12 protein-coding genes are annotated in these 15,671 nt (G+C 57.8%); 8 read left to right on the top strand and 4 right to left on the bottom strand.

The genetic code is table 11. From position 1 onward, the window contains the following. The first annotated feature begins 421 nt into the window (after positions 1-421). The 7 genes from rimP (at position 422) to pnp (ending at position 8,918) form a co-directional block, all read left to right on the top strand. On the top strand, positions 422-850 hold the full coding sequence (rimP, locus tag HY067_18390) for a ribosome maturation factor RimP (protein MBI3529921.1): 429 nt from the start codon (positions 422-424) through the stop codon (positions 848-850). A gap of 15 nt (positions 851-865) precedes the next feature. Beyond that, on the top strand, positions 866-2,350 hold the full coding sequence (gene nusA, locus HY067_18385) for a transcription termination/antitermination protein NusA (GenBank protein ID MBI3529920.1): 1,485 nt from the start codon (positions 866-868) through the stop codon (positions 2,348-2,350). A 3-nt stretch (positions 2,351-2,353) separates the two neighbouring features. After that, complete coding sequence (infB, locus tag HY067_18380; GenBank protein MBI3529919.1) at positions 2,354-4,903, top strand: translation initiation factor IF-2; 2,550 nt, start codon at positions 2,354-2,356, stop codon at positions 4,901-4,903. A 79-nt stretch (positions 4,904-4,982) separates the two neighbouring features. Beyond that, positions 4,983-5,366 carry a 30S ribosome-binding factor RbfA gene (gene rbfA / locus HY067_18375; protein ID MBI3529918.1) on the top strand — a complete coding sequence of 128 codons (384 nt, stop codon included), beginning with the start codon at positions 4,983-4,985 and terminating at the stop codon, positions 5,364-5,366. A gap of 45 nt (positions 5,367-5,411) precedes the next feature. Then, positions 5,412-6,329 carry a tRNA pseudouridine(55) synthase TruB gene (truB, locus tag HY067_18370; GenBank protein MBI3529917.1) on the top strand — a complete coding sequence of 306 codons (918 nt, stop codon included), beginning with the start codon at positions 5,412-5,414 and terminating at the stop codon, positions 6,327-6,329. Positions 6,330-6,392: 63 nt separating this feature from the next. Next, positions 6,393-6,662, top strand: coding sequence for a 30S ribosomal protein S15 (gene rpsO, locus HY067_18365; GenBank protein ID MBI3529916.1), 270 nt, complete (start codon positions 6,393-6,395; stop codon positions 6,660-6,662). Between the two features lie 153 nt (positions 6,663-6,815). Beyond that, positions 6,816-8,918, top strand: a complete 2,103-nt coding sequence (pnp, locus tag HY067_18360) for a polyribonucleotide nucleotidyltransferase (protein ID MBI3529915.1) — start codon at positions 6,816-6,818, stop codon at positions 8,916-8,918. Positions 8,919-8,984: 66 nt separating this feature from the next. Here the strand turns inward: pnp and HY067_18355 are convergent, their stop codons facing one another. Continuing rightward, positions 8,985-10,730: an L-lactate permease gene (locus HY067_18355; GenBank protein MBI3529914.1), complete on the bottom strand. Its 1,746-nt coding sequence runs from the start codon at positions 10,728-10,730 to the stop codon at positions 8,985-8,987. Positions 10,731-10,904: 174 nt separating this feature from the next. On the opposite strand from HY067_18355, the gene HY067_18350 reads away from it, so the two are divergent. Further along, positions 10,905-12,590: a thiamine pyrophosphate-binding protein gene (locus HY067_18350; protein ID MBI3529913.1), complete on the top strand. Its 1,686-nt coding sequence runs from the start codon at positions 10,905-10,907 to the stop codon at positions 12,588-12,590. 6 nt (positions 12,591-12,596) lie between these two features. Here HY067_18350 and HY067_18345 read toward each other — a convergent pair whose 3' ends face one another. From HY067_18345 to HY067_18335, 3 genes are read right to left on the bottom strand one after another with little or no spacing between them, the layout of a single operon-like run. Next, entirely contained in the window at positions 12,597-13,535 is a 939-nt protein-coding gene (locus tag HY067_18345) for a tripartite tricarboxylate transporter substrate binding protein (GenBank protein MBI3529912.1), read from the bottom strand. 45 nt (positions 13,536-13,580) lie between these two features. Beyond that, complete coding sequence (locus HY067_18340; GenBank protein MBI3529911.1) at positions 13,581-15,125, bottom strand: gamma-glutamyltransferase family protein; 1,545 nt, start codon at positions 15,123-15,125, stop codon at positions 13,581-13,583. A 44-nt stretch (positions 15,126-15,169) separates the two neighbouring features. Further along, positions 15,170-15,535, bottom strand: coding sequence for a tripartite tricarboxylate transporter permease (locus HY067_18335; protein ID MBI3529910.1), 366 nt, complete (start codon positions 15,533-15,535; stop codon positions 15,170-15,172). Positions 15,536-15,671 lie beyond the last annotated feature (136 nt).

Here is a 15,671-nt window from a genome sequence, read left to right as displayed (position 1 = left end):
GACCCACGCCTTCCCATCCCGAACAGGACGGTGAAACGACTCTGCGCCGATGATAGTGCGGATTGCCCGCGCGAAAGTAGGTCACCGCCAGGCGCCCAACCAGTACCAAGCCCCTCCCGGGTCACCGGCGAGGGGCTTTGTTGTTTATAGCGGTCGATCTTTGCGGTGACCTACTTGAGCTTGCGCAGCCCAAGACTTGATACAGCTCGAACCCAACTTTAAATCGGCCCACCGAAGCTAAATAAAGGCCCCCCATTAACCGCTTCCAAGCAAATCGCCATGAATTAAAGGGGATTACCGATTCCACCACTAAATGCGCCTAACTCAGTGTCTTGGATTTAAACGAGAAATTTGCTAAAATCACCAGACTGAAAAACAAGATTGGGCCGAAGAGCCCATTTTTTGTTTGTAAAACCGATTTGTGGATCTAACGGCATTATTAGAAAAAACGGTGGGCGCGTTGGGGTATGAACTCGTCGATCTGGAGCTTGCCAATAGAGGCAGGTTGATGCGTATTTTTATCGATAAAGCCGGCGGTGTCGATGTCGAGGATTGTGCACTTGTCAGCAATCATTTGACTCGACTGTTAGTAGTAGAGGGTGTGGATTACGACCGGCTGGAGGTTTCGTCGCCAGGGTTGGACAGGCCATTGAAACACCCACAGGATTTTGCGAGATTTGTGGGTGAACGCGCACAGGTAAAAGTTCGCCTGCCTTTGAACGGAAGACGGCGATTCGTCGGAAAATTGCAGAATGTCGGAGAAGTTGGAATTGAGCTGGATGTCGACGGTGAGTTGGTGGCGATCGCATTTTCTGACATCGACAAAGCACGACTGGTCCCGAACATTTGATTGGAGAATTCAGGAATGAGCCGCGAGTTGTTGATGCTGGTCGATGCACTGGCCCGCGAAAAGAATGTCGAGAAGGACATCGTGTTCGCCGCGCTCGAACTCGCCTTGGCTTCGGCCACCAAGAAGCGCTTCAAGGACGACGTGGACGTGCGTGTCGAGATCGATCGCGAAACCGGCGAGTACAAATCCTTCCGGCGCTGGCAAATCGTCGTCGATGAGGAGCACGAGCTTCCCGCGCAGCAGATTGCGTTGACGGATGCCATCGAGCAGAAGCTGGACAAGCAAGTGGGTGACTACGTCGAAGAGCCCCTGGAGCCAGTCGAGTTCGGACGGATTGGCGCGCAGACGGCGAAGCAGGTCATCCTGCAGAAGATTCGTGACGCTGAGCGCGAACAGATCCTGAATGATTTTCTGCAGCGCGAAGAATTCATCGTCACCGGCGCGATCAAGCGCATGGAACGCGGAAACGCGATCATCGAGTCAGGACGTATTGAGGCGGCACTGCCCAAGGATCAGATGATTCCCAAGGAGAATCTTCGGATTGGCGACCGTGTGCGTGCCTTCCTGTTGAAGGTAGATCGTAACAATCGCGGACCCCAATTGATTTTGTCGCGCACCGTTCCCGAATTCTTGATCAAGCTTTTCGAGCTCGAAGTGCCTGAAATCGAAGAAGGGCTTCTGGAGATCAAGGCGGCCGCACGCGACCCTGGTTCCCGGGCCAAGATTGCAGTGAAATCGAACGACCAGCGCATCGATCCGATCGGCACATGCGTCGGTATGCGTGGATCGCGAGTTCAGGCGGTCACCGCAGAACTCGCCGGCGAACGTGTCGATATCATTTTATGGTCGTCGGACCCCGCGCAATTCGTGATCAATGCACTGGCCCCGGCGGAGGTAAGCAAGATTACGGTGGATGAGGAATCCCACAGCATGGATGTTGTGGTCGACGAGGAGAACTTGGCTCAGGCGATTGGTCGGAACGGACAGAACGTGCGGTTGGCCAGCGAGCTGACGCAGTGGGAACTCAACATAATGACCGAAGAGGAATCCCAGAAGAAGAATGATGAGGAGGGCACGGTTGTCCGCAAAGTGTTTATGGAAAGGTTAGACGTGGACGAGGAGGTGGCCAACATTCTTATCCAGGAAGGCTTTACGACGCTTGAAGAGGTCGCCTACGTCCCGCTGAACGAGATGCTGGAGATCGAATCGTTTGACGAGGATACGGTCAATGAGCTGCGCAGCCGCGCCCGCAACGCACTGCTGGTCGAAGCGATTGCCAGTGAGGAACATGTCGAAAACGTTGCCAGCGACCTGTTGACGCTGGACGGCATGGATAGTGAAACGGCGCGGGTCTTAGCAGCCAAAGGCGTAACTACGCAGGAGGACCTTGCCGATCTCGCCGTAGATGATCTTGTCGAGTTGACTGGGATTGACGCGGAGCGCGCCAAACAACTGATCATGACGGCGCGTGCACCATGGTTTGCAGCGAGTCAGGGGTAACTTATGGCGCAAATGAACGTTGCTCAGTTTGCCAAAGAATTGGGGTTAGCATCTGCGATGCTCCTCGAGCAATTGCAAGCTGCTGGAATTGGTAAGGCGCTTGCCGATGATACGGTTCTCACGGAGCACGACAAAACCCAACTGCTGGATTATCTGCGAAGGGTTCACGGCGCGAAAGACACGAAAAACAAAATAACCTTGACCCGGCGGCAGACCACGGAGATCAAGAAATCAGACAGTACCGGTAAGGCCCGCACGATCCAGGTTGAAGTAAAAAAGAAGCGTGTGCTGGTTAAACGCGATGCCACGCCTGAAACGGTCGAGAACGTTCCTGCGGAATCGGAAACCACACCCACAACGCCTACAGTCGGTGCAAAGCAAACGGCACTGAGGGAGGAAGAGGCGCGCAAGCAAGCGGAATTAATCGCTCGCCAGACCGCTGAGGTAGTGCAGAAGCAACAGCGCAAGCGCAAACCCGCAAAGGAAACCGAAACCCCTTCTGTTCAGGCCGAGCCTGTCGTCGCGGAGGTCGCCAAGCCGGCTGAGGAGCCGAAAAAAGCGACTACGGAAGGCACTCTCCATAAGCCTGCCAGCAAAGCAAACGAAAAAGCGGCCAAACCCAAGCCCGTCAAAAAACCGGATGCGTGGAAAGATGAGTCGGCAAAACGCAGAGGTCTGAAGACGCGCGGCGATGTTAGTGGAGGCGGGCAGAGCTGGCATACGCGTTCGGGTCGGGGAGGACGGCACAAGACAGAAGCCGTCGTTTCCGAGCAGACATTCACGGCGCCGGAACCAGTCGTTCGCGAAGTGCTGGTGCCGGAAACCGTCACCGTTGCCGCTCTCGCGCAGAAAATGTCAGTCAAGGCAGCTGAGGTCATCAAGGTACTGATGAAGCTGGGGAGTATGGTCACCATCAATCAGGTGATCGATCAGGAAACTGCGATGATCGTGGTGGAAGAAATGGGCCACATTGCCAAGCCCGCCAAACTCGACGACCCGGAATCGCTCCTGGCAGACGAAGGAGAAAAGCATGACGTCGTAGCCGAGCCCCGCGCTCCCGTTGTAACAGTGATGGGGCACGTCGATCATGGCAAGACTTCGCTGCTGGATTACATTCGACGTACTCGTGTCGCAAGCGGCGAAGCCGGCGGCATCACCCAGCACATCGGCGCATATCACGTGAACACCCCGCGTGGGATGATTACGTTCTTGGATACCCCTGGTCACGAAGCTTTTACTGCAATGCGTGCTCGCGGAGCCAAGGTTACGGACCTGGTGGTTCTGGTGGTTGCGGCCGACGATGGGGTGATGCCGCAGACACTGGAAGCGGTCAATCACGCCAAGGCGGCAAAAGTTCCGGTACTGGTAGCGGTCAACAAGATCGACAAGCCCGAGGCAAATCCCGAAAAAATTCGTCAGGAACTGGCCGCACACGAAGTGGTCCCCGAGGAGTGGGGTGGTGATGCCATGTTCCAGGACGTGTCCGCGAAGACTGGTCAGGGCATCGATGAGCTGCTCGAGCGGATCCTGCTGCAAGCGGAAGTAATGGAATTAAAGGCGCCGAAGAACGCGCCCGCACGTGGAGTGGTAATTGAGTCCAGGCTGGACAAGGGACGCGGCCCGGTGGCGACCATTCTGGTGCAATCGGGAACACTCAAGCGCGGTGATGTGGTACTTGCTGGCGCAGTATTTGGCCGTGTTCGCGCAATGCTGGATGAGGCAGGTCACCCGATTCAAGAAGGCGGACCCTCCATCCCCGTGGAAATTCAAGGACTGTCCGACGTACCGATCGCCGGCGAAGAAGTGATTGTTCTTGGTGATGAGCGCAAGGCACGGGAAATCGCCCTGTTCCGTCAAGGAAAATTCCGCGAGGTCAAGCTGGCCAAGCAACAGACCGCAAAGCTTGAGGGCATGTTTGACCAGATGACCGTCGGTCAGGCAAAGGCGCTTTCGTTGATCATCAAGGCCGATGTGCAAGGTTCATACGAAGCCTTGTCTCAATCGCTCGAAAAGCTGTCCACCACCGAGGTCAAGGTCAATATCGTTCATGCGGGCGTCGGCGCGATTACGGAATCGGATGTCAATCTTGCCTTGGCATCCAATGCCGTCATTATTGGATTCAACGCTCGTGCTGATGCGACTGCGAGAAAACTGGTCGCCGCGCACGGCATAGATCTTCGTTACTACAACATCATTTATGAAGCGGTGGACGAGGTGAAATCCGCGCTATCCGGAATGCTGGCTCCGGAGAAAAAGGAAAGCGTAATTGGCCTCGTGGAAATCCGCCAGGTCTTCAAGATCTCCAAAGTCGGAACGGTTGCAGGTTGCTATGTGCTGGAAGGGGTCGTCCGGCGCGGCTCGCTTATTCGTGTGCTGAGCGACAATGTCGTAGTTCATTCCGGTGAGCTCGATTCCCTGAAACGCTTCAAAGACGACGTGCGCGAAGTGAAAGCCGGATTCGAATGTGGCTTATCTGTAAAGAACTTCGACGATCTCAAAGTCAGCGATCAGTTGGAAGTCTACGAAGTCGTGGAGATCGCACGCAGTCTGTAAGTCCACCTCAATGAGGCAGGGTGTGGGCAACCGGATCGCTGCCCGCTCCCAACTCGATTTCCCATCGAATCAGCAGCGCATGGCGAAAAACCCTTCGAGACTCGGCCGAATCGGTGACCAGATCCAGAAGGATCTCGCCGAGTTGATCCGGACCGAGGTCAAGGATCCCCGGGTCGGCATGATTACGATAACCGGTGTCGAAATCAGCAGCGATCACCATCATGCCAAGGTGTTCTTCACCACTCTCGGCGGAGCAGAAGCCGTTGCAAAGGCCGCAGACGGTCTGCAACACGCCTCGGGATTTCTGCGCTCCCAGTTGGCCAAGGGTCTCAAACTTCGTATTGTCCCGGAACTGCACTTTATCTATGACGAGTCGGTGGAGCGCGGCATACGATTGTCGAAACTTATCGACGACGCCATTGCCTCTCAACCTGAAGACAACACTGATGACGAAAAGTCCTGACGATTTTCCGATTCATCCCCGGACCACGGTCGTTAGACAGGCAACATGACTCACGGCGTTCTTTTGCTCGACAAACCCTCCGGAATTTCCTCGAACGTCGCCCTGCAGCGGGTACGACGGCTGTATGCCTGGCCGAAGGCTGGCCATACCGGCACTCTGGACCCGCTTGCGACAGGTCTGTTGCCAATATGTTTGGGAGAGGCCACCAAGTTTTCCCATTCCCTGCTTGATGCCGATAAGACTTACGAAGCATCGATCCGATTGGGCTTCGTGAGTTCCACCGGTGATGCCGAAGGGGTCGTCGAACCTTGTGGCAAGCCCAACTTCACTGCGAGTCAACTGCAAGAGGTGCTCGGTTCATTTATCGGACCGATCGACCAGATTCCGCCCATGCATAGCGCTCTCAAGAAAAATGGCAGACCTCTATACAGCTATGCCCGCGCAGGAGAAACCGTTGCAAGACCACCTCGAAAAATTATAATAAATGCCTTGCACTGTATTGATAATAAAGAAGACCTATTGACTGTTTCGGTAAGCTGCAGCAAAGGAACCTATATCAGGGTTCTGGCGGAAGACATCGGCAAGGCGTTGGGCTGCGGTGGCTACCTGCTGGCGCTGCGCCGGACGGGTATTCGCGATCTGGGGTTGCGGGAAGCGATTGGTCTGGACCAGTTGGGCGAAATGGACGAAACATCAAGGGCCGCCCAGTTGCTGCCAGTTGACCGGTTGGTCAAAAATCTTCCGGTGGTTCACCTTGGCAAAGAGGCAAGCCAGCGCATCATCAACGGGCTTGCCATATCCGATGCGAGCACTGACGCAGGTTTGGTCAGGTTATACGATTCGACAGGGGCGTTTCTCGGCGTAGGAGAAAGACTTATTGAAGGAACCCTCATCCCCAAGCGCCTGGTTTCCCAGGCGGCCGCTATCGAAAAACCTGCGTCAAGCGCTCGATTAAGCCCCTAAAAATACTTGGAAACTTTGGGATTCAAAAGGTAGAATATCGGCCTTTCTTTCGGAGACTAGGTAATGTCGATTTCGACGGGCCAGAAGGCTCAGATACTGCAGGATCATCAGCGGGCGAAAGCCGATACCGGCTCACCGGAAGTACAGGTTGCATTGCTGACTGCGCGCATCAACGATCTGACGGGTCATTTCAAGGACCACGTGAAGGATCATCATTCCCGCCGTGGATTGCTAAGGATGGTCAGCCGTCGTCGTAAATTGCTCGATTATCTACGCCGTTCGGACCGGGATCGGTATCGCACCCTGCTTGATCGCCTCGGCCTGCGCAAGTAACCAATCAATTTCTTCGCATTCTTCGGATGAGCTTCGGCAGATCCGAAGGCTTAAGGGGCAGGCAATGAAGTCCGCTCCACCACATCGAAATATTCAACCTCGCCGGTCGGGGCGGACCGCCCTCCGGCATTGCAGCATTCAAAGGGAACCCTCTTGAACGTCACTAGGAAAACCATCAGCTACGGGCGCCATACGCTGACGCTCGAAACCGGCGAGATCGCACGCCAGGCACATGGCGCCGTCATGGTAAACATGGACGATACCGTGGTGCTGGTAACGGTAGTCGGCAGAAAAGATGTAAAGCCCGGGCAGGATTTCTTTCCGCTCACGGTGGATTATCAGGAGCGGACTTATGCGGCCGGCAAAATCCCCGGGGGGTTTTTCAAGCGCGAAGGCCGGCCCTCCGAAAAAGAAATACTGACCTCCCGCCTGATCGACCGCCCCATCCGCCCGCTGTTCCCCGAAGGTTTTTACAATGAAATTCAAGTCATCGCGACTGTCGTATCTTCAAATAGCGAAGTAGATTCGGACATCCCTGCGATGATTGGCGCCTCCGCAGCGCTTGCCATTTCCGGCATTCCGTTCGACGGGCCGATCGGGGCTGCACGTGTGGGATATTTGAATGGGGGATACGTCCTCAATCCGACCGCCACCGAACTAAAGTCCTCACAACTTAATTTGGTGGTCGCGGGTACCAGCCAGGCTGTGCTGATGGTCGAATCTGAAGCGATGGAGCTGCCGGAGGATGTGATGCTCGGCGCGGTGGTCTACGGCCATCAACAAATGCAATCGGTGATTGATGTCATCAATGAACTTGCCGACGAAGTCGGTAAACCATTGTGGGACGTAGCCCCGCTCCAGAAAGATACGGCTCTGATCACGCGCATTTCGGAACTCGCCGAAGAAGAACTGCGCCAGGCCTATGGCTTGCGCCAAAAGCAGGCCCGAACCGAGAAAATAGAGGCGGCACGCGCCAAGGTACTGGCGGAAGCCGCACCCCCGGGATTGGAGTCCGACCACGTCAATCTCGTGAAGTCGATTTTCAGCGACCTGGAATCCAAAATCGTTCGCAGCCAGGTTCTCAATGGTGAGCCACGAATCGATGGTCGCGACACGCGCACTGTTCGTCCGATCACAATACGTGCCGGGGTACTTCCGCGAGCACACGGGTCGGTACTGTTCACGCGCGGCGAGACCCAGGCATTGGCCGTCGCGACGCTGGGTACCGCGCGCGACGAGCAGATTATCGACGCGCTGCAGGGCGAATACACCGAAAGGTTCATGTTGCACTACAACTTTCCGCCTTATTCGACCGGCGAAACCGGTCGCGTAGGTACGCCGAAGCGTCGCGAAGTCGGGCACGGCCGTCTTGCCAAGCGCGCTTTGCTTGCGGTGCTGCCCGCGCCCGAGGAATTTTCCTATTCGATGCGGTTAGTTTCCGAGATTACGGAATCGAACGGATCGAGTTCGATGGCTTCGGTCTGTGGTGGGTGTCTTGCACTGATGGATGCCGGCGTACCGCTCAAGGCGCATGTCGCGGGCATTGCGATGGGGCTTATCAAGGAAGGCAACCGTTTTGCCGTGCTCACCGACATCCTGGGCGACGAGGATCACCTGGGAGACATGGATTTCAAGGTCGCCGGCACGGAGAAGGGCGTAACAGCGCTGCAGATGGACATTAAGATCCAGGGCATTACCAAAGAGATCATGAATGTCGCGCTGTTGCAGGCACGCGAAGGCCGGATGCATATCCTCGGCATTATGCGTGAGACGCTGTCCGCAGCGCGCTCGGAACTGTCCGCCTACGCGCCGCGCATGATCACCATCAAGATTAAACCGGAAAAAATTCGTGACGTCATCGGCAAAGGCGGGGCGGTTATTCGAGCCATCACCGAGGAAACCGGCACGACGATCGACATCAATGACAACGGCACGGTGACCATTGCCTGCGTATCCTCCGAAGGCGGCGAAGCAGCCAAGCGCCGCATCGAGGAAATCACGGCTGAAGTCGAAGTCGGTCGAATCTATGACGGCACGGTGCTGAAGCTGCTCGATTTCGGAGCAATCGTCAGTGTGCTTCCGGGCAAGGACGGCTTGCTGCACATTTCTCAAATCGCCAATGAGCGCGTCAATAGCGTGGCCGACCACCTCAAGGAAGGCCAGGCCGTTCGCGTCAAGGTGCTCGAGGCCGACGAAAAGGGCAGGCTGAGGCTGTCTATGAAAGCGGTTGCGGAAGAACAAAAAGCGGCGAGTTGACCGACAGCAGCTTCAACAAAAAACCCACCAGCCACGGTGGGTTTTTGTTGTCTGCGCAGCTACTGCCTAGTGTGCCGCCGGATGGATGACGAGCTCGGTAAATGGTGGAACGTACGCCTGCAGAGTCACCAGCACGCCGACCAGGGCGGCGAGCACCAGGCTGTGCCAGAACACGTAGCGAAGAATGTCGCCTTCATGTCCGTACCAGCGCGTCGCCGTGCTGGCGACCACGATGCTTTGAGCGTCGATCATCTTGCCCATTACGCCACCCGAACTGTTCGCTGCCCCCATGAGGATCGGGCTAAGGCCCAGTTGTTCGGCGGTGACCTTCTGCAGCCCGCCAAAGAGCACGTTCGATGCGGTATCCGAACCAGTCAGTGCTACGCCGAGCCATCCGAGCATGGCGCCGAAGAAAGGATACAACGCTCCCGTTTGCGCAAACGCCAGGCCCATGGTTGCGTCGGTCCCGGAGTAGCGCGTCACGAACCCAAGGGCAAGCATGGCGGCGATGGTGATCAATGAGTAGCGAACCAGTTTGATCGTGCCGAGATACTTCTTGAACAGTTCGCCAAACGAGTAGCCCATGAACAGCCCGGCTACGATGGCGGCCAAAAATATGCCGCTCCCCGTTGCCGACAGCCAGTTGAGCGAGTAGACAGCTTTCTCCTTCGTCGGTTTGAGTGCGACGGGAGGACCTTTCTCCACAGCTTCGTTGAGCCCGGTGACCGGGAAGTCCACCTTCGTCATACCGAACCACGGGAAGTTGTTCTTCGTTTCCTGCTTGACGCCGTCCACTATCTTCGCTTCGACGATCTGCCCGTTCAGCAGGCCCCGGACGGTGGGAAAACCCCAGGCGAAGACGAACAAGCTCAAGATGAGCCAGGGAATCCACGCGCGAAAGATCAAGCTCCTCGGGTGCTTTTCGAACTTGGTCGGTGCGACGTCAGCGACGCCGCTGTCCTTGTCGTGGCCTTTCAGCGCCGTAGTGGTCCACACTGCTTTCGGCTTCCAGAACTTGAGAAACGCGATCAGGCACGCCATCGATACTACCGCCGCACCCACGTCCACCAGCATCGGGCCATGGTAGTTGGAGATCAGGAACTGAGGTATAGCGAAACTGACACCCGTAACGAGGATCGCGGGCCAGATGCCGAGCATCCCGCGCCAGCCTGCGAAAGCCCAGATCAGCCAGAACGGCACCAGCACGGAAAAGAAGGGGAGCTGACGGCCGACCATCGCAGACAAAGCGTTCACATCCATCCCAGTCACCGCCGCCAGCGTGATGACCGGCGTGCCGAGCGCACCGTAGGCAACCGGTGCGGTATTGGCGATCAGCGAGAGCCCCGACGCTGCGAGCGGCGAGAAGCCGAGTCCGATGAGAATGGCGCCGGTTACCGCGACCGGCGTTCCGAACCCGGCCGCACCCTCGAAGAAAGCTCCGAAAGCAAAGGCGATGAGCAGCAACTGGATGCGGCGGTCCTCACTGACATTTGCGATGCTGTCCTGCAGGATCTTGAAATGGCCTTTGTCCTTGGTCAGCTGATACAGAAAGATGATGTTCAGTACGATCCAGCCGATCGGCAGGAGGCCGAACAAGCCGCCGTACATGGCAGATGCGCCAGCCATCGGCGCCGGCATTCCGTACACGAATATGGCGATGATCAGCGCGCTGATCAGGCCAAGGATCGCAGCCCAGTGCGCGGCAATGCGGAAAAACGCCAGGCTTCCGAGCAGCACAACCACAGGAATGGCCGCACAGAAGGTCGACAGCCAAGGATTGTTGAGCGGATCGTAGACTTGAGACCAGACCATATGCGAGACCTCCCCTTTTATGTATTCCGGTTACGGCCTTGTAACAGACCGAGAACGGCATTTGTTGAAGCGCGCGCCATTATATCCAAACAGGACACGCAAGACCCTGTTTGGCCAGGGGTGGCCAAAAGCCCGCATGGGTATAATCCACGGCCTGGCGACAGGAGAGCATGAATGAACGAAAACATGCCGCTCAGAAGCGGCGGGCGCATTCTGGTGGACCAGCTTGGAATTCATGGCGCAGATACGGTGTTTTGCGTTCCGGGCGAGAGCTATCTCGATGTGCTGAATGCATTTTACGATGTGCGCGAAAGCATGCGGCTGATCGTGTGCAGGCAGGAAGGCGGCGCGGCTTTCATGGCGGAGGCCTACGGCAAACTCACCGGCCGTCCGGGTCTGTGCTTCGTTACAAGAGGTCCGGGCGCGACCAATGCGAGCATAGGCGTGCATACCGCGTATCAGGATTCCACGCCGATGATTCTGTTCATCGGCCAGGTCGGCAGCGAGGTGGTCGAACGCGAAGCCTTCCAGGAAATGGATTACCGGCGCATGTTCGGACAGATGGCCAAGTGGGTCGCGCAGATCGATCGCGCAGACAGAATTCCGGAGTTCATCAGCCACGCATTTCATACGGCCGTTTCCGGACGACCCGGCCCGGTCGTTCTGTCATTGCCGGAAGACATGCTTGTCAGCCGGGCTGTGGCCGCCGATGGGCGGCCTTATGCAAGGGTGAAAGCGCATCCCGGCATTGCGGATATGGACCGTCTGCGTGAAATGCTTGCGCAAGCGGAAAAGCCGCTCGTCATTCTGGGCGGCGGAGACTGGTCTGCGAGCGCCTGCGATGACATCCGCTCATTCATCGAGGCGAACAATCTCCCCGCGACCTGCAGCTTCCGCAGGCAGGATCTGCTGGACAACCGGCATCCGAACTACTGCGGGGATGTCGGCATCGGCATCAGCCCCCAGTTGGCAGAGCGCGTGCGCAGCGCCGATCTGATTCTTGCCATCGGTGCAAGGCTGGGAGAAATGACGAGCGGTGGCTATACGTTGTTCTCGATTCCCCAGCCCACGCAACGCATGGTGCATGTCCATCCGTCATCCGACGAACTCGGCCGGGTGTACCAAGCCGAACTGATGATCAATGCCGGCATGCAGGAATTCGCAGCCACGGCGGTCAACCTTGCTCCGGTCGACTCTTCGCGCTGGCGCGACTGGACGCATCGCGGCCGCGAAGATTATCTGAAGAACCTCAAGCATGGCGCGATGCCGGGTGCGCTCGATCTCGGCGAAGTGATGGCCTTCCTGCGCGGACGCTTACCCGAGAACGCAATCATCACCAATGGTGCCGGCAATTATTCCGGCTGGGTGCACCGTTTTTACCAATACACGGGCTTTCGCACGCAGCTCGCACCGACCAATGGCGCAATGGGTTATGGGGTGCCTTCAGGCGTTGCGGCGAAGGTCGTGCATCCCGATCGCGTCGTGGTGAGTTTTTCGGGTGACGGCTGCTTCACGATGAATGGACAGGAACTGGCAACGGCGGTGCAGTACGACCTGCCGGTGCTGTTCATCGTGGTAAACAATGGCATGTACGGCACGATACGCATGCACCAGGAGCGTGAATATCCGGCCCGGGTCTATGCCACCGCGCTTAAAAACCCGGATTTTGCCGCGCTGGCGAAAGCCTATGGATTGCACGGCGAAGTGGTAAACAAGACGCCGGAGTTCGAGCCGGCTTTCGAGCGCGCACTGGCGTCCAATAAACCGGCTTTGCTGGAACTGCGCATCGATCCCGAGGCCATTACGACGCGCACCAGCTTGACTGCCGTGCGCGAGCAGGCCGTCAAAGCGGGGCGCTGATCCCCGTCATTCGACGCGCGCGCCGGAATCCCTGGCGATTTTTTCCCATCGGGAGGCTTCAATGCGCCTGAACGCGGCGAGTTGCTCCGCGGTTCCGCCGGCAGGTTCGATGCCCTGGTCCATCCATAGTTGCCTGAGTTCCTTCAACGCAATGGCCTTGCCCGCTTCCTTGTTCAGACGAAGCAGAATCTTCGCTGGCGTGCCGGCAGGGGCAAAGAGGGCGAACCATGAGGTAATGGAAAAACCGGGCAGTCCGGCTTCGGATACGGTCGGCAGATCGGGAAGAACCGGCGAGCGCCTTGGTCCTGTCACCGCCAGTGCGCGTAACTTGCCGGCTCGCACCTGCGGCAATGAACTCGGAATGTTGTCGAACATCAGTTGCACCTGTCCACCGACCAGATCGGTCACTGCGGGGGCGCTTCCCTTGTAGGGAATGTGGATCATGTCCAAGCCGGTCATTTTCTTGAACAGCTCACCGGAGAGATGCTGAGACGTACCGTTACCGGCTGAGGCATAGGCAAGCTCGCCCGGCTTCGCTTTCGCAAGCGCGATCAATTCCTTCACGTTCTTCGCCGGCAGCAATGGATTGACCACCAGGAGATTCGGCAGCGTGGCTACCAGGACGATCGGCGCGAAATCCCTGGCTGCGTCGTAGGGCATGTTCGGATACAGATTGGGATTTATCGCATGCGTGGCGACCGTGCCCATCAACAACGTATAGCCGTCCGGTGCGGCCTTGGCGGCGAGGTCTGCTCCGATGTTGCCACCGGCGCCGGGACGATTGTCGATGATGATTTGCTGTCCGAGACTTTCGGCCACCTTCTGGCCGATCGTGCGCGCAAGCATATCGGCTGTACCTCCCGGAGTGTAGGGCACGATGAGGCGGATCGTTTTCGCGGGATAGTCCTGGGCCAGCAGCGGCTGCACGCATGGGACGAGCAGCATCGCAAAGACGAGGAAGTGCTTCGCAGTTCTCATTGCCTTCCCGCTTCAGAAGCCGATTGCCTGACCGTCACGTCGCGGCTCCGACGCGGCAACGTAAGCATCGCCGAGACGGTGAATGAGCTGCGCCGCACCGAATTCAGTGCTCCCCGGGGATGCACGCACAATGCGATGACCGAGCTGCGCGAGACCACGCGCGACGTCTTCGGCGACGGCCTGTTCAAGCAGCAGGCTGCCATCCAGGGCGATTTTCCAGCGAGGGGCATCGGCTGCGGTTTGCGGATTCTGTCCGTAGTCGATGAGGCGTACCACCATTTGCAGGTGGCCCTGTGGCTGCATATCGGCACCCATCACGCCGAAACTCATGACCGGTTTACCGTCACGTGTCAGGAACGCGGGAATGATCGTGTGGAACGGGCGCTTGCCACCGCCGACCTGATTCGGGTGCCCGGGCTGAAGTGAGAATCCGGAACCGCGATTCTGCATGCTGATGCCCGTGCCGGGCACCACCACACCGGAACCGAATCCCATGTAGTTCGACTGGATGTACGATACCATCATGCCGCCCGCATCCGCAGCGGCGAGATAGACCGTACCCGATGGCGGTACGCCGGGAACCGCCTGGCTGGCGCGGTCGCGATAAATCGACTGCGCGCGCGATTTCAGATACCCCGGATCGAGCAGGTTCGACGCGCGGATCTCCATTGCATTTACGTCCGCGACATAGCGATAGACATCGGCGAATGCGAGCTTCATGGCTTCGATCTGCAAGTGCAGGCTTTCGACTGAATCCGCAGCGGTACTGCCGAGATCGAAATGTTCCAGGATGCCCAGCGCGATCAGCGCGGCGATGCCCTGGCCGTTGGGCGGAATTTCATGCACGCGGAAACCGCGATAACCCTGGCTTATCGGTTCGACCCAGTCCGGCTGGTGCGCGGCCAGATCGTCGAGATGGAGCGCACCTCCGCATGCGGAACTGAAATCGGCGATGCGTTGCGCGAGGGCGCCGCGATAGAAAGATTCTCCGCGGGTGCGCGCGATATCCTGCAGCGTGTCGGCCTGCTCGGGAAACCGGAACAGTTCGCCGGCGCGCGGTGCGCGGCCATTGCGCACGAAAGCCTGCGCGAAGCCAGGTTGATCCTGCAGACGCGGGATCTGCGATTCCCATTGCGAGGCGACAACCGGCGAGACATGAAATCCATTGCGGGCATAGTCGATGGCCGGCTCGAACAACGTCTCGAATGGAAGTTTGCCGAGTTTCGCCGATAGACCAGCCCAGGCCGAAACCACGCCGGGTACGGTAACGCTGTCCCAGCCTTCGGTCGGCATGCGCTCCCGTCCGGCGTAGCGTGCGGGTCTCCACGCACGCGGTGCACGGCCGGAGGCATTCAGTCCCTGCAACGATTTTCCGTCCCACACCAGTGCGAAGGCATCGGAGCCGATGCCGTTCATGACCGGCTCGACCACAGTCAGCGCCGCAGCCGTGGCAATCGCGGCATCGACCGCATTGCCGCCACGCAGCAGCATGCGCAGTCCCGCCTGTGCTGCCAGCGGCTGCGATGTGGCTACGACATTGCGAGCCAGCACAGGCATGCGGCGGGATGGATAGGGAAATTCCCAGTTGAAATCAGTCATTCTTACTCCTGAAAAGTTTCTTCGCGTTTTTTTCTCACGGCAGGAAGCACGACCACAATGAGTAATGCCAATGCGATCAGCAGCAGCGCAAGGCTCAGCGGACGAGTGACGAACACGGCCGGGTTGCCGCGCGAGAGCAACATCGCGCGCCGCAGATTGTCTTCCATCATCGGTCCCAGCACGAACCCAAGCAGCAACGGCGCGGGTTCGCAGTCGAGCTTGATGAAAAGATAACCGAGCAGGCCGAAGAACAAGGCCAGCCCGACATCGACCGCGCTGTTGTTGAGGCTGTAAACGCCGATGCAACAGAACAACAGGATCGCCGGATACAAAAGGCGATAAGGCACCGACAGCAGTCTGACCCTCATGGCACTACCTTAAGCATAAGCCCGACGTGCACGGATGATCGCGGCGCGCGCAACCTGTCGAGGTACTGTCAGCAGCGCGTGGTTTTTCGGTCTTCGTTTGATCGCGTGTGGCTCGATGCGTCCGGGTCGAATCGGT

It is taken from the genome of Betaproteobacteria bacterium (assembly GCA_016194905.1).
In the GTDB taxonomy this organism is placed as follows: Bacteria; Pseudomonadota; Gammaproteobacteria; order Burkholderiales; family JACQAP01; genus JACQAP01.
This window is presented reverse-complemented; position numbering and strand designations above follow the sequence as displayed.

Bases quoted from the DNA above. Each gene is read 5' to 3' on its own strand.
- rpsO (MBI3529916.1), top strand. From the start codon at position 6,393: ATGTCGATTTCGACGGGCCAGAAGGCTCAGATACTGCAGGATCATCAG.
- HY067_18340 (MBI3529911.1), bottom strand. From the start codon at position 15,125: ATGCCTGTGCTGGCTCGCAATGTCGTAGCCACATCGCAGCCGCTGGCA.
- nusA (MBI3529920.1), top strand. From the start codon at position 866: ATGAGCCGCGAGTTGTTGATGCTGGTCGATGCACTGGCCCGCGAAAAG.
- infB (MBI3529919.1), top strand. From the start codon at position 2,354: ATGGCGCAAATGAACGTTGCTCAGTTTGCCAAAGAATTGGGGTTAGCA.
- HY067_18345 (MBI3529912.1), bottom strand. From the start codon at position 13,535: ATGCTGCTCGTCCCATGCGTGCAGCCGCTGCTGGCCCAGGACTATCCC.
- HY067_18355 (MBI3529914.1), bottom strand. From the start codon at position 10,730: ATGGTCTGGTCTCAAGTCTACGATCCGCTCAACAATCCTTGGCTGTCG.
- truB (MBI3529917.1), top strand. From the start codon at position 5,412: ATGACTCACGGCGTTCTTTTGCTCGACAAACCCTCCGGAATTTCCTCG.
- HY067_18350 (MBI3529913.1), top strand. From the start codon at position 10,905: ATGAACGAAAACATGCCGCTCAGAAGCGGCGGGCGCATTCTGGTGGAC.
- rbfA (MBI3529918.1), top strand. From the start codon at position 4,983: ATGGCGAAAAACCCTTCGAGACTCGGCCGAATCGGTGACCAGATCCAG.
- HY067_18335 (MBI3529910.1), bottom strand. From the start codon at position 15,535: ATGAGGGTCAGACTGCTGTCGGTGCCTTATCGCCTTTTGTATCCGGCG.